The sequence below is a fragment of the Rhodospirillaceae bacterium genome (assembly GCA_040219235.1).
GTDB lineage: Bacteria > Pseudomonadota > Alphaproteobacteria > Rhodospirillales > Rhodospirillaceae > WLXB01.
The window spans coordinates 17,610-31,047 of the sequence record JAVJSV010000021.1; the positions used below are offsets into that span (position 1 = coordinate 17,610).

General features: G+C 55.0%; 13 protein-coding genes and 1 riboswitch. Of the genes, 6 read left to right on the top strand and 7 right to left on the bottom strand.

Annotated features, from left to right (window positions below):
- Window positions 1–3: 3 nt before the first annotated feature.
- From RIC29_17695 to RIC29_17705, 3 genes are all read right to left on the bottom strand, one after another.
- The gene (locus RIC29_17695) at window positions 4–837 is read right to left on the bottom strand and encodes a sterol desaturase family protein (protein ID MEQ8736760.1); all 834 of its coding nucleotides are present in this window, start codon (window positions 835–837) and stop codon (window positions 4–6) included.
- 128 nt (window positions 838–965) lie between these two features.
- Window positions 966–1,352, bottom strand: a complete 387-nt coding sequence (locus RIC29_17700; protein ID MEQ8736761.1) for a DJ-1/PfpI family protein — start codon at window positions 1,350–1,352, stop codon at window positions 966–968.
- Between the two features lie 5 nt (window positions 1,353–1,357).
- On the bottom strand, window positions 1,358–1,711 hold the full coding sequence (locus RIC29_17705; protein MEQ8736762.1) for a DJ-1/PfpI family protein: 354 nt from the start codon (window positions 1,709–1,711) through the stop codon (window positions 1,358–1,360).
- 19 nt (window positions 1,712–1,730) lie between these two features.
- Window positions 1,731–1,860: riboswitch (ZMP/ZTP riboswitch) on the bottom strand.
- Window positions 1,861–1,987: 127 nt separating this feature from the next.
- Here RIC29_17705 and RIC29_17710 point away from each other — a divergent pair.
- The 6 genes from RIC29_17710 (at window position 1,988) to RIC29_17735 (ending at window position 9,819) form a co-directional block, all read left to right on the top strand.
- Window positions 1,988–3,130 carry a nitrilase-related carbon-nitrogen hydrolase gene (locus RIC29_17710; protein MEQ8736763.1) on the top strand — a complete coding sequence of 381 codons (1,143 nt, stop codon included), beginning with the start codon at window positions 1,988–1,990 and terminating at the stop codon, window positions 3,128–3,130.
- Between the two features lie 361 nt (window positions 3,131–3,491).
- Window positions 3,492–3,758 (top strand): hypothetical protein, encoded by a 267-nt coding sequence (locus RIC29_17715; protein MEQ8736764.1) that lies wholly within the window; start codon window positions 3,492–3,494, stop codon window positions 3,756–3,758.
- A 49-nt stretch (window positions 3,759–3,807) separates the two neighbouring features.
- Entirely contained in the window at window positions 3,808–4,470 is a 663-nt protein-coding gene (locus tag RIC29_17720) for a hypothetical protein (protein ID MEQ8736765.1), read from the top strand.
- Window positions 4,464–4,871: a c-type cytochrome gene (locus RIC29_17725; protein ID MEQ8736766.1), complete on the top strand. Its 408-nt coding sequence runs from the start codon at window positions 4,464–4,466 to the stop codon at window positions 4,869–4,871. Before RIC29_17720 ends, RIC29_17725 begins: the two co-directional genes overlap by 7 nt.
- A 655-nt stretch (window positions 4,872–5,526) precedes the next feature.
- Window positions 5,527–8,082, top strand: coding sequence for a TonB-dependent receptor plug domain-containing protein (locus RIC29_17730; protein MEQ8736767.1), 2,556 nt, complete (start codon window positions 5,527–5,529; stop codon window positions 8,080–8,082).
- Between the two features lie 213 nt (window positions 8,083–8,295).
- A complete protein-coding gene (locus tag RIC29_17735) occupies window positions 8,296–9,819 on the top strand; it encodes an alkaline phosphatase D family protein (GenBank protein ID MEQ8736768.1) in 1,524 nt (507 codons plus the stop codon).
- An 8-nt stretch (window positions 9,820–9,827) separates the two neighbouring features.
- On the opposite strand, the gene RIC29_17740 is transcribed toward RIC29_17735, so the two are convergent.
- The 4 genes from RIC29_17740 to RIC29_17755 form a co-directional block, all read right to left on the bottom strand.
- Complete coding sequence (locus tag RIC29_17740) at window positions 9,828–10,121, bottom strand: HGGxSTG domain-containing protein (GenBank protein ID MEQ8736769.1); 294 nt, start codon at window positions 10,119–10,121, stop codon at window positions 9,828–9,830.
- 52 nt (window positions 10,122–10,173) lie between these two features.
- Window positions 10,174–10,599, bottom strand: coding sequence for a hypothetical protein (locus RIC29_17745; protein ID MEQ8736770.1), 426 nt, complete (start codon window positions 10,597–10,599; stop codon window positions 10,174–10,176).
- A 325-nt stretch (window positions 10,600–10,924) separates the two neighbouring features.
- Window positions 10,925–12,307: a M24 family metallopeptidase gene (locus RIC29_17750; protein MEQ8736771.1), complete on the bottom strand. Its 1,383-nt coding sequence runs from the start codon at window positions 12,305–12,307 to the stop codon at window positions 10,925–10,927.
- A gap of 56 nt (window positions 12,308–12,363) precedes the next feature.
- Window positions 12,364–13,437 carry a FecR domain-containing protein gene (locus RIC29_17755; GenBank protein ID MEQ8736772.1) on the bottom strand — a complete coding sequence of 358 codons (1,074 nt, stop codon included), beginning with the start codon at window positions 13,435–13,437 and terminating at the stop codon, window positions 12,364–12,366.
- Window position 13,438 lies beyond the last annotated feature (1 nt).

Below are 13,438 nucleotides of genomic sequence, written 5' to 3' on the forward strand. Positions count from 1 at the left end.
AGGTCATACCTCCGCGGTCGAGGCTGCGTTTGGCTGGGATACGGGCAGTCCAGCGAGCGGCAGCGCCAAAAGCCAGGCAATACTTTCGCTTTGCTGTGGGCTAACAGATTCCAGCCCCAGGTGGGTAGGCGCCTCGCCGTCCCGCGCGGTCGCGCGATAGGTACCGAACATCCGATCCCAAAAAGAAAATGTTGCGCCAAAGTTGCTATCCGTCTCGGCCTGCCAGTTTGAATGATGAATGCGATGCATCGCAGGCGTGACAAGACCCCAGCGCAAGGCGCGGTCCACAGGCTTTGGCAAGCGCACGTTAGTATGGGTGAATACCGCCATACCGGAATCGAGGATTTCATAGAGAATCACCGCTTCCACTGGAATCCCGAAGGCGACCACGCACGGCAGGATCAGCGCCGCCGAGATGATGAACTCTACGGGATGCATCCGCACCGCCGTTGTCACATCCATGTCTGTGTCGGTGTGATGGACGGCGTGCAGCCGCCACAGCCAGGGCGCTTTATGGAACGCGATGTGAATCATATAAGATAAGAGACTACGTAAGAGGATGCCTGCAGCAATCGCGAGTCCAGCCGGGATCAATGGGTCGTTCAAAAGGCCAGTTCCGCGTTCTGCAGCATAATCTGCGGCCATAAGGGCACTCACGGGCAGAACACCGAGGGTCAATACGCACAACACAGTCAGCATGAGATTGCTGCGCCACCGGATGCCGCGTGCCGCGGGTTTATCTGTCAGCCATAGCTCCATCAGACCCAACCCGGCAAACAGGCTGAAAAAGATCAGGTACTGTAAACTCTCGGCGTTATCACGCAAAAAAACGTCCATGACCATGACCTAACTAAATGACAATATACCTGTCAAATATTATATGACAATAGTGTTGTCAATAAAGTTTTTGAGAGCTTGAATATTGTCAGGCGAGTTTGCTGATCTGATTCTCTGCTACGTCCGCGTCATTTGAGTTTCGCTATAGCCCGGGCATCAACCTCGGCCATCTTCTGCACATAGCCACCGGTATACTCGGCTTTGACAGCGGCCACGATGTCCGGGTCCGCGGTGTCGGGATGGCCACAGGCAAACGGTGGGGCCGGGGCGTATTCCATGCCCAACTGAATCGACTTGGCGATTTTTTCGCTGCGCAGTTCGGCGGCCACCGTCAAGGCAAAGTCCAGGGCCGCGGTAACGCCGCCGCCAGTGATGCGGTTGCGGTCAATCACCACGCGCGCGGGGTCTGGGGTTGCGCCAAACGGGCTCAGGCGGTTTAACGACACCCAGTGTGTTGTCGCGCGGTAACCGTCAATCAAACCCGCTGCGCCCAGCACCAAGGTGCCGGTGCACACGGCTGTCACATAATGGCTGTGGTGGCGTGATCACGCAGGTGCTCCAGCAGCACGTCATCGCCCATGGCCTTCACATGCCCCACCCCACCGGGCACGCACATTACATCTAATTTGATGTTGTTTTCGCGCAACGCAGTCCATGTGGTCGTCGGCACAATGGTCATGCCGCTTGCTGTAACCGGCGTCAGATCATGCGCCACCAGATGTGTGGTGGCATTGGGCAGACGCTTGAACACATCCCAGGGTCCGGCGAAATCCATCAACGTGGCCTTGTCGAACAGCACGATGCCGATGTTCAGCGGCGAATACTCAGTCTGTGCGGGTGTTATCGTGGCCGGTGTTATCGTGGTCCGTGTCATAACGGCACCTCCTTTTTTTTGGGGGTGCCCAGACGAACGGCGCAACCGGACTTAACTGTATCTCAGCAGTCCGAGTCGCACTTCCCAGTGGTCAGCCACCTTGCGTTCCTTATACGTCAGAACGGTTTTCGTCAGTCATGCAACGCTGCAATAATATTCCGCGTGCTGATGCCATGCAACGGGCGAGCGTCTCTTGTGTATATTTTTTACGCTTTCCCTTGCGTCCGGCTATAGCCCTATTAGACTCACAAAATCAAACTCAGGGGAGCTGTAAAAATGACACCATCCAACGTGCGCAACGGGATGTTGCGTAAAAAGACATTAGGTTTGGCCAGCGCTTTATGCGTCGGGTTGTTCAGCCTGTCTGCCTGTGCCCAAACTCCAACGCCGCAATTGGTCATGCCCGACGGCAGCTATTCGACCGTGCCGCTGGAAAAAGACACCGTGGTCGTCAAAGTGGTGCAAAACGCGCCTATCAACTTGCAACAGGCCCCGACCATCGCCGAGGGGTTAGCCACCAATGTGGAGCGCATGGCCTACTGGATCAACCGGGCGTGCACCGAGGGCAATAAGCCTGACTTCATTCTGTTTAACGAATTTCCACTGACCGGATATTCCTCCGGCTCTCGTGATGAAAAACTGAAATTCACCATTCAAGTGCCCGGCCCGGAAACAAAACGCATCGGTGAGCTGGCGAAGGAGTGTGACACGTACATCATCTTCGGCAGTTACGCGACCGACCCGGAGTGGCCGGGACATATCCTCAGCCTTAATCCGGTGATTGGCCGCGATGGCGAAATCAAGGCCACCTACTGGAAATCACGCAATGTGATCCGGTTGGGCGATGACGGTGAAATTCCAACCACCACCCTTGAGAACGTGCGTGATAAATTCCGTGCCAAGTACGGCATCGAAGAAGAATTCCCGGTTCTTAAAACCGAATACGGCAACATCGCCGTCAGCACCGTACAAATTGATCCGTTTGTGTTTGCCGCCTATGCCATGCGCGGGGTCGAAATTATGATGCGTACCGCAACGTTGTTTTCAAAAGTCGATGTGCAGGCCATCGCCTTTTACAACGACATGTATTCGGCCATGTCCAACATCATCTTTCCACCAGAGTCCGGCGTGCCGGCCAGCTTTGGCGGCCAGTCTTTGATTGTTGGGCCAGATGGTAAAGTGTTGGCGGAAGACCCCAGCAACAACGAAAGCTTCATCGAAGCTGAAATTCCCATTGCCGAATTCCGCAAGGGCCGCACCATCCCGCGTTATCCGTTGGAAGTGGTGGCACCGGTGTTTGATCAATATCAACAGGAAATTCCGCTCAACCATTTAGACTTGCCGCGTGATCAGTTGCCGCAGTCTCGTGATGATATGAAGAATTTGCTCGATGGTCAGAGTCGCTGGTTGAATAAGTAGGGGTTGAATAAGTAGGTGCTAAATCAGTAAGCGCTAAATCAGTAAGCGCTTCACAAGGACGTCACTGACTGAACACCTGGGCTATTGATTTAATAAAGGAACACGCTTTCTGCATCTGACTGGTATAAGCCCCTACCATAAATACATGCAGATCAGGTTCGGTGGCTGGCAACAGTCACTGAGGTTAGGGTCGGACTTTGGTCATTCGGTGCATCGGGTGAGCGGGTTCGGCCCTAACTTTTTCTGGCCCCATTGTTCGGTTTGAGCGGTGCTCTTGTTTGAGCTGAATCAAGGTTATCGCCGCCGCGATGGTTCAGAATTGGCGTAATATTCCCCGTCCCGCCGATTGAAGGAGGCCACCATGAATCATAAACATCGCAAGGTTTTACATGCGCTGTTTGCGCACCCAGTTAGCGCCAACATTAGTTTCAATCAAGTTGAGTCAGTGTTAGGGGAACTGGGGGCGGACGTTTCGTCCACCCATACCGGCAAAGTGTCAGTCAAACTCAAGGGCCATACCGCGAACTTCAGTCACGCCAGCCATAGCTTACCGCCACAGGAAGTGACCCAAATTCGCAAGTTTATTGAAACCTGCGGTGTTGATCCGGAACGCGATTATCCACTTTAAACAGGGCTAAACCGCGACCGCATACAAGACGGGCGGAAAGGGGCATAATATGATGACCGGTATTGATCTGGTGCATTACCTGCACATCGTTGCTTTTGCCGTCATCGTCGGGCTTGAGCTGCCAGTCCTCTATGCCGTGCGGCTCTCCCGGCGGACTGACGTGAGTGCGGATGCGCAAGCCCTTGTGGCCCAGGTGCGCCGTTGGAGCTACGCCGTCAGTGGCCTGCTGCTGGTCACGTTTTTGCCCTTTGGGGTGTCCATCGCCATCGATATTGGTGTGTATACTTTGATGTCACCTAGGTGGTTAACAGCCACATGGAGTGTGGCGCTGGCCTGGCTGCTGATTGTGCTGATTGCGGAAGTGTCCGGCAACGCGGCCTTTGCCCGCCGCACCTACACCACTGAAATTGTGTTGCGGTTCATAATCGGTCTTGGTCATGTTTATGATGGCATTGTCGGTTTTCTCGGTACGGGCATGATTCAAACCAATTGGCTTGCCGCCAAGGTGGTGTTGTTTGGCCTCATGCTGATGGTCAGCAGCCTCTTGCGGTGGCAGACACGGCCGCTGCGGTTTTACAAAGCCTCCGATGGTGCAGTAGAGGCCGAGGTGCTCTCGGCCGCCCATGTGAAATGGGGCAGTTACGCCATTGTTGCTATGGCGTTGATGGCCGCCTGGATGGGTGCGATCAAGCCCGAGATCAAACCATGGTAACGGCGCTGCGCGGTCTAGCTTTCGTCGCTGTGATGCTCAGTTTTATAACCGCACCCTCAATGGTGTTGGCGCAAGGTAACCCCGAGCGCGGGGCTTTGTTGTATCGCGAATGTGCGCCTTGTCATTCCTTGTACCGCGACGGGCGACAAGCGGGCCCGCCGCTGCGGGGCGTGTTCGGACGGCAAGCCGGCACGGTGCCAGATTTTTCGTATTCAGAGGCTTTGCGTGCGTCCGGTATCATTTGGACCGATGAAACCTTGAAGGCATGGCTGTCAGATCCTTTAACGTTCATCCCTGGGTCCCGCAAGCGCGGTCACAGCGTGTGGCGTGACGAACGCCTTGATGATGTTTTGGCCTATCTCAAACGGGCGCAGGGACTGCGCCAGTCGTCCGGTCTCTAGCCCTTATTATCCATGTTCACGGCTGCGGTGCACGGTGCGGCAAAGTTAAAATGCACACCAGTGGTCGGGGCTCAGCAGAGTCTTGAATGCGCTATGTGTTTATCATCTGCCCAAACCCCAATGCGCCAAGGGGGCATTATCAAAGCGCGCCATGTTATTCGTGCCGATTGAGATATGAGACAAGCTGCTGTGCAGTGTTGCGATGTTTTTATTGACACGTTCTGACAGAAGCTGTCTTCAGAGAGATGAACGCCCCCCTGCCTCGAGGTATAGATCTCAGTTTGCCTAGAACGGGATTGTCTGTTTTTGAACAGGAGCCTCACGCTTTGATCTTCAAACCGTAATGTTTTTTCAGTACCGAATTTGCAAATACATCATATGACAAAGCGTTGGCCATTTTATGACGCAGCATATTAATGCAGCTCTAGCGCAATTCTTTATCCCTTTTTCACAAGAGAGTCATTGGCAGCGTTAAAATTAAAAAACCAATAAATGACCTGCTCCCCTATTTTATTTCACCATTATGTCTGCGGACTTCCATATCCCTGTCGCAGTTGGCAACTAAGGTCCTCTCCTGCGGGCTTTAGGGGCCAATTAAGCAACATCGGTGGCTTCACATGTGGGGCAGATGTTGTAATCATTTTTGGAGTGACTCATGGGACGGACCTATAGAAGTGGTGCGAGACAGCACGGACGATTTATCAACGCTCTGATGCTTTCAGTGGCATTACCAACACTGGCGGTTGCGCAACAGGCGCCAGTGATAAAAGTCGAAGAGATCATTGTAGAAGGTCAGGTGGTGACCGAGCAGATCTCAGAAATCGCGGTCGATTTTGCCAGGTTTGGCACCCAGGTTCAGGTCATCAATTCCTTTGAAATTGAAACCGGCGGATTTACCAACTTTGGCGAGCTGGCCTCTGGGCTTATTCGCGGGGCCAACATTGGCTATTCGCCCGATGAAGGGGAGTTCACCATCCGCATTGACGGCGGTACCGACCGCGACACTTTGTTGCTGTTGGACGGTGTTCCCACCTTTGACCGTGGTACCCCGCTTGAAACCATTTGGGGTGCGACTGTGATCGACCCGCGCATGATTGAAAGTGTTGAAATCTTCCGTGGTGGGCAAAGTCTTTATTACGGCGGCAATGGCGGTCTTGGGGTGGTTAATGTGCGCTACAAGGAACCCGATGGCACCAACAAGGGTCAGTTCGGTGCTTACGCTGGCTCCTTTAAAACCCGTGAAATCTACGGCAACTATACCTTCCCGATTGATCAGGAGGGGCGCCACAGCCTGATGGTTTTCGGGCGGTCTTATGAAACCGATGCCCACAACTTATTTAACGAAGAATCTTATGTCGATACGGTGCTGGAGCTTGGCGGTAAGCACGAGTTTCCTTACAGCTACAATCTCATCGGCGCTAAGTATTTGTTCCAGGTTGATGCAGACACGGAGTTCCGTCTTGGCGGGCAATTCGGCACGGTCGATTTCCGAGATTCCTTTCCGAACTCTCACGTGTTCAATCCGAACTACACCGAGTTTCCGATCTTCGATGCCAAGTTTAAAACCCGGTTCAGTGACCGCATCGGCTTTGAAGCCGAGGCCTACTACACCGAACCAAAGCTGTCCAACACGGAAGTCGACGCCCAGATTTGCCGCATCCCTCAAGGAGTCATCAACCCGGCCACAGGTTCACGCTTTACGCTGGCCTCCGACTATGAAGCCTTCGCGGCAGCCAACGGCCTTCCCATCGGATGCGTGACCAATCCGGAGTCCAGTCCCCGTGCCGATGGCACGTCGCGGGATGGGTTTTATGTGGATGCCAACGGCAACATTCTGGGCACGCTTGAAAACCCCTTCCGCATTGGTGACCCCATGGGCACTGTCATTCAGTCGATTGCCGGGTTCGGCACAGGCATCCCAACCAAGGGTTATGGTGAAGGCACCCAGTTTAAAGCCGGCTTCCGCGATTACGGCGTCAATGCGCGCACCAAAATAGAGTGGAGCGATTATTTTGAAACCGTCGTCGGGGCACAGTACACGGCCTATCAGGACGCCTCAGCAGATGTGTATGGATTATCCAACCAGACTGTCAGAAGCACCGGTGTGTATGGTGATGTGCGTGCCGAATTGCCGTTCCTCGAAGGCACGTCGGTGTCCTTCGCGGTGCGTAACGATTTCAACAGTGCGTTCCAGGATGAGTTCATTTGGAAGTACGGCATCCGCCAGGAATTGCCGGGCGGCTTTTATCTCCGCTCCAACGGCGGCACGTCCTACAGTAATCCCACACTGACCGAAACCGGTGCCCGTCCCGACCGTGCCGAGAACGCGTCTTTGGAAACCCAACGGGTTGAAAATTATAACTTCGGGGCCGGCATCAACGGTGAAGTCTGGGGCGGCACCTTTAACGTCGAAGTGGGGTATTTTGATACGGTGATCGACAACTTATTCGGCACCGATCAAATACGTGACGTTTGCCCTGGTGTAGATCCCTCCCGCACCATCAACCCCAATATCAAAACGCCGACCGAACTGTGCGCAAACTTTGCCTCTCTTGGGTTAAGTCCACTCGATACCGCAGTGTTTAACACACTCAACGAGCAGGATATCGAGGGCTTTACGATTGACATTGCGCTTGACCTTGACCAGTGGCAGCTCGACCTCAGCTACACCGACCAGAAATCCCTGGAACCCAACCCGGTGTTTGGTGCCAGAGCCATTCGTGCCGGCACGGGGCAAGTTCTGACAACGGTTGTTCCCGGGGAGGCGGGCAGTAACGAGTTCCGTCAATCCAGCGAGCGGCCCGAATGGATGCTGTCCGGTCTGATCACCTACACGCCAACGGATCGGTGGATCCTTTCTGCCAACCCACGCATACAGGGGCCGGAGGCAAACTATGTGCAGAACACCGCCGCCCGGCTGGTGGATGCCAATGGCAACCGCACCAACCCGGATCAAAACATCGGTGATTACTTCCTCCTCAACGCTTCGGTTCAGTACCTGATGGGCGATAATCTGGAGCACCGCTTCATGCTGCGGATCGTCAATGTCACCGATGAAAAATACTTTGAACGTGGGGGTGCGAGCGATCAGCAATTGTCGCGCGCTGGTATTCGTGGCGAGTTGGGGCCGAATGATCCCAACTACTATTACACCTACGGCTGGAACGGGAAGCCGCGCTCATTCTGGCTTCAGTATGAATATAACTTCTAAGCCGGCAAAATTATAAGCCGGATACGACCAAGTTCATGGCCTTCCTGATCACCCCGTAGAGGAAGCCCATAGTGCGAGGGCGGTAAACATCTCTCCCCAGTGTAGTTTTACCGCCCTTTCACATCTTGGCTGCGGCACATGTTTTAGGTTCTAGATTTTAAACGTTTCACGTTTCAGGTTTCAAACAAGGCTCAGCGCCTAAAGGAGATCATCATGTTTTCACGCCGTTTGTTTATGGCCTCGACCGGGGCCGCCCTGTGGGTGCCGACAGCGCGCGCCCAAAGCAGCGCCTATCATTTTACCCTTGGTGTGGCGTCCGGATGCCCGCGTCCAAACAGCGTTGTTTTGTGGACCCGCCTTGCGCCCAAGCCGTTGCAAGGCGGCGGTATGCCCGCAGGTTTGACTCAGGTGCGCTACCGGTTGTGTTCCGATGCAGCCATGCGCCGCACCGTCCAGGACGGTTATGTGCCGACCTCCGACGCCAAAGGCCATGCCGTGCATGTGCTGGCGCAGGGCTTAGAGCCTGGTCGGGAATATTGGTATCAATTCTACTTCGGTCAGGATGAAAGCCCGGTTGGCCGCACCCGCACGGCTGACCCCAAAGCCAAAACCTCAAATATGGCCGTGGCCACCTGCCAGCACTGGGAAACAGGTTACTTTGCCGCTTATCGGGATCTGGCTGAGTGGGCACCGGACTGTGTGGTGCATGTCGGCGATTACATCTACGAAGGCGGCATGAATTCCCTCGGCAAAACAACGCAGGAGATCCGTGGACGGATACTGAACATGGAGATCGTGCGTCAGCACGATGGTCCTGAAATCGTGTCGCTGTGGGATTACCGCAATCGCTACGGTCTGTACAAAAGCGATCCTCATCTCCAAGCCGCCCACGCGGCCTCGCCCTGGATTGTGGCTATGGACGATCACGAGATCGACAACAACTGGGCGGCCGACATCCCTCAAGATCCGGACAAGCAAACGCCGGATGAATTTACCGTCCGCAAGCGCGCGGCCTTGCAAGCTTATTGGGAACATATGCCGCTGGAGATGCCTCCCACCATGAACGGCCTACAAATGTATGGCGCGTTCAGGTTTGGACCCATGCATGTGAACTTGCTGGATACACGTCAGTTTCGCTCGGATCAGGCTTGCGATCCGGAAGTTTTTCCGGGCGATGACCGCTGTGACGACGCGTTCGGTCCCGAGCGCACCATGACCGGTCCGCAACAGGAGGCATGGCTCATGGAGCAATTGCGCACGTCAGATGCCAAGCACAACGTGCTCGCCAGTCAAACCTGGTTTGGCCCGGTGCAATACACAACCGAAGGCCGCTCTCGCTACAACATGGATCAGTGGGACGGCTATCCCGCCCAGCGCCAGCGTATCATCGACGCCCTGGTTGCCCATGACGTGTCCAACCCGGTTGTGGTCAGTGGTGATTGGCACAGTGCTGTCGCCATGAAGGTTCATCAAAACCCCGATGATATGCGTACGCCGGTAGTCGCGCATAACTTTGCCGCGACGTCGATTTCATCCAACTGTCCCTGGGCGGCTGACATGTACGACTCACGCGATGCCAATCCGCACATGATGTATCTGGATGGCGATCAGCGTGGCTATCTTAGGTGCAGTGCGGACCAGAACGACTTCACCGCCGTGTTCCGCACCGTCGCCAACCCCTGGGATGCAAACTCTCAAGTGGGAACCGATCAGGAAATCCGTACCGGGGACAGTTAAGAGTACTGTTAAGGCTTCATAGATTCTCTGATCGCTTTCATCTGGGCTTTCAGCCATCTGATTTGATCGGCCAGGCGTTTGCGTTCGGCCCGTGCGGCGGCGGAATAGTAGCCGTGTAAAAACGCGTTCTGATTTCCAAGTTGTCCGCCCGAGGGTTTCAAACCGGTTCTCGATCCGCCGTGCATGCGACAGCGGGTCCGGTCAGTCACGGGGGGCAACTTGCACGGTGTGCCGCCGCGGGTGCGTGCGCCACAGTGTGTGGGCCGCTCATGGGCGCGGCGCGGGTGGGACTCTGTGCTCATAGAAACTGTGTGCTCATAAAAATTGCTCTAAGCTCTATTACGTCTGTGCGATCTAGGATTGGCGTTTCCAGGTGCGGTAGCGCGCCAGGGTTTCAATTTGACGCAGGGTCAGCGTGGAAATGCGGCAAGCATCGATAATGCAGGTGCCATAGTGGCTTGAGCCTGTCGTGCGTTTCATCGCGCGCTTTATCGTGGCCATGGTCAGGTTCTGAGAGGCCACCAGTTGCGCCGCAATCATGGCTTCAACCGCATCCCCCTCCTTGGTCATGCCAACCCATGCGGTAATCGCGCTCTGAACTTTATCCGTAGTCTGTTGGTCAGGGTCCGATGGGGCGGAGGTGTCCAGGGTGGGAGCGCTGGCCGCGACCGTATCGATGATCTGTGCCTGAATGTGATTCATCATCGTTTGTTCGCACGTCGCCGCTGGATCGGCTGCTGCAGATTTTGGTTCCGGGCGGGAAGAGCTTTTGTTGGTCACAGCAAGATCCGGTCACACTCTCAATGGAGCGGAAGTATACAATTTAAATTGTTATTTAGGCAAGGTAAATTTGTAATTGGCTTCGCTGCTAGCGTCCATGGGCTCGTTCCACGGGGGGGCGCCGGAGAGGTTCCATGGGCTCGTTCCGCCGATCATACGTGCATGGGCTCGTGTGAGGGAAACCAGTGGTGCATGGGCTTGTCCCACGGACAAGCCCCAGAAAAAGATTCTCGAACCGAGGTTCCCACAAAAATTTCTCGCAAAAAAGCCCCCGCCTTTTTGCACAGACGGGGGCGAGTCGCAGTTTGGTGAAGGGGCGTCCCAGCTAGACGATGATCAGCGGGTCTTCTTCCGAGTTCAGGGGTTCGTAGCCGTCGTCTGTGATCAGCAGCAGGTCTTCGTTATGCCCCGCGCCGAAGCCGATTTCGATGTACGGCAGATCAACCGTAATCACCATGCCCGCTTTGAGCACAATGTCCTCGCCACCGCGCCAGGGGTTGCTGTCGTCATAGGGTTGATCGGTGTGCTGTAGGCCAAGCGAATGCGGGTTCACAATCAGCGTATCCGGGTTTGCGCCGGCTTTCTTGAAGGTCTCAAATCCTACCTTGCGGATATCCGAATATTTCACGCCAGGTTTGAGCATTGAAAAAATGGCTTCACGTGTCACGTGTTGGGCCTCTGCGCGCTGTATCACGTCTTTGCTGGGTTCACCGACCACAATCGAGCGGGCAAAATCGCCGTGATACTGATGAAAGTCTGAGACCGCATCAATCAGAAACGGTTTGCCCGGCACCACTTCGGCATCTGGAAAATAGCCAAGCGAAACACCCGCGATGAAGAAGGTCATGGCGTTCCCCCGCACCGCGCATTCGGCCAGGAACTTGCGCTCGACGTCCGCAAAGGTCATGCCTTTTTCGATCGAGCGCGCGGTCGCCAATGTCGCTGCGGCATTCTTTTCACCGGCCAGGCGCATCAACGCAATTTCGGGTTCTGATTTGATATAGCGAATGCGCCGGAACAAATTATCGCCGTCGACAAACTCAATGTTGTCTGCCGCGCCGATCCGTTGCAACAAGTGTGCGATGCGCATGTCGTCCACGGCCACGCGGCCTTTGACGATGCCTGATTCTTTCATCGCCCGCGCCAGCGCCCATTCGGGTGTCGCGGAGGGTTGTGCGTTTGTTTGGCTCGTCGCCCAGCCTTGTTCCCGCTCGGTCAGTGGTACTCCATCTCGCACCGCAAGTCCGCCGGTGGCCGCGACCGGCTCTTCAGTTAAAGCTTTGCCGTTCTCTCCCAAGTAATCCGCTGTATTTGTTGGGGCTGAATAGGGCATGACCTCTGGGCTCCAGCGGTCTCCATTAGCGATGTCCCACATCTGAAGAGCTGTTGTGACCAAGAAGGTGGGTTGATCCAGGTCCCGCGGAAGGGTTGCAAATGCAGGGTACTCCCAGCGCATTTTGGCGCCGATGGGCATGGTATTGGTCAGGTAGTAAATGTTGACCGGGTTCAGCGCCAGCATGCCGGCCAGGTCATATTCTTCCATCACCGCCTGCGCCTGGGCTGTGTTCATAAGTGGCTGGCGCAGGGCCTCCAATTCACTTCCCACAGGAGCAACAGTCACACCCGATTTTGCGGCCTGCGCTGATGTGGGCAACGCCGAGGCCGCAACGGCTGCGACTCCAGTCTTCAGCATGTTGCGTCGTTCCATCTCAAATCTCCGGCAATGTGCTTTGACAGTCTCAGCAGACTGTCAATTTCTTTCGGTCACATCTGTGTTGCAGACAGATAAACCTTTGAATTTGGGTCCCGTTTTACGTCCACACCAAAGCTTTGCTCCAGAGCGTCAAACAGGGCGTCGACGTTGCCCACTTTAAAGAATCCGCCAAACCGCAGTTCATTCAGGACCGGGTCTTCGATGATGATGTCGATCTCTGTATAGCGGCTAACCTCTGCAATAACGTCAGACAGGGGTTCCCCGGCAAACGCCAGAACACCCTGACGCCAGGCCAGTTTGCGGTTCAGTTCGGGTTCGGGTATCACCTCAACTTGTTCCAGCGTCTCGGCAAATATGACCTTCTCGCCCGCGGTCAGGTTGGCAACCGTCGAGCGTATTGACGCTTGCTCGAGTGTTGCTGGATTCGCATCGGCCTCTGGTGAAAAGTAGAGCTTCACATCACCTTCGGTGACCGTCACTTCAATGCCGGTTTCGCGCCGCATCACGGCAAAGGCTGTGCCGGTGGCTGTCACAACGCGTTCATCTGCATAGACGGAAAAGGGCCGCTCTTTGTCCTTGGCGACGGTAAAGTGTACTTCGCCTTTGTGCAGATACACATCGCGTTTCTGGTCTGAATATTCCACATCCACGTGACTGTTTGTATTTAACAGCAGAACGCTACCGTCAGGTAAGGTCACCGTTTTTTGCGTGCCAACCACAGTACGATGAGCCTGCATGTAATGGGGGTCCGAGAACGTAAAAGGCCCAACAAAGATAACCAGCAGCACCATAGCCGCAACAGAGGCCAGTGACGCCACCACCCGATGCTTAAGCTCGAAACCAGCCCGCTCAAGCCATGTGGGATTCAGCGCGATATTCGAACGATCCTGCAAATCGCTAAGACCATCAAGGGTTCTCCACAGCCCCGACATTCCATCAAACGCAGCTTGATGTTCCGTGCTGGTGCCGCGCCAGGCGTCAAACGCACGTTTGTCTTCCACCGAGAGATCAGTTTTATCCATGCGGACAATCCAGGCGCTGGCCTCAGCTTCAAGTGTGCCCTGATCTGGAAAATCCACCACCTTTGGGTCCGTCCCCGGCGTTGCTGTGTTATCGCGGTCCATG

Excerpts from the sequence above, each read along its gene's own strand:
- RIC29_17725 (MEQ8736766.1), top strand. The coding sequence starts at position 4,464 with ATGGTAACGGCGCTGCGCGGTCTAGCTTTCGTCGCTGTGATGCTCAGT.
- RIC29_17755 (MEQ8736772.1), bottom strand. The coding sequence starts at position 13,437 with ATGGACCGCGATAACACAGCAACGCCGGGGACGGACCCAAAGGTGGTG.
- RIC29_17750 (MEQ8736771.1), bottom strand. The coding sequence starts at position 12,307 with ATGGAACGACGCAACATGCTGAAGACTGGAGTCGCAGCCGTTGCGGCC.
- RIC29_17695 (MEQ8736760.1), bottom strand. The coding sequence starts at position 837 with ATGGACGTTTTTTTGCGTGATAACGCCGAGAGTTTACAGTACCTGATC.
- RIC29_17740 (MEQ8736769.1), bottom strand. The coding sequence starts at position 10,121 with ATGAGCACAGAGTCCCACCCGCGCCGCGCCCATGAGCGGCCCACACAC.
- RIC29_17730 (MEQ8736767.1), top strand. The coding sequence starts at position 5,527 with ATGGGACGGACCTATAGAAGTGGTGCGAGACAGCACGGACGATTTATC.
- RIC29_17715 (MEQ8736764.1), top strand. The coding sequence starts at position 3,492 with ATGAATCATAAACATCGCAAGGTTTTACATGCGCTGTTTGCGCACCCA.
- RIC29_17710 (MEQ8736763.1), top strand. The coding sequence starts at position 1,988 with ATGACACCATCCAACGTGCGCAACGGGATGTTGCGTAAAAAGACATTA.
- RIC29_17720 (MEQ8736765.1), top strand. The coding sequence starts at position 3,808 with ATGATGACCGGTATTGATCTGGTGCATTACCTGCACATCGTTGCTTTT.
- RIC29_17735 (MEQ8736768.1), top strand. The coding sequence starts at position 8,296 with ATGTTTTCACGCCGTTTGTTTATGGCCTCGACCGGGGCCGCCCTGTGG.
- RIC29_17705 (MEQ8736762.1), bottom strand. The coding sequence starts at position 1,711 with ATGACACGGACCACGATAACACCGGCCACGATAACACCCGCACAGACT.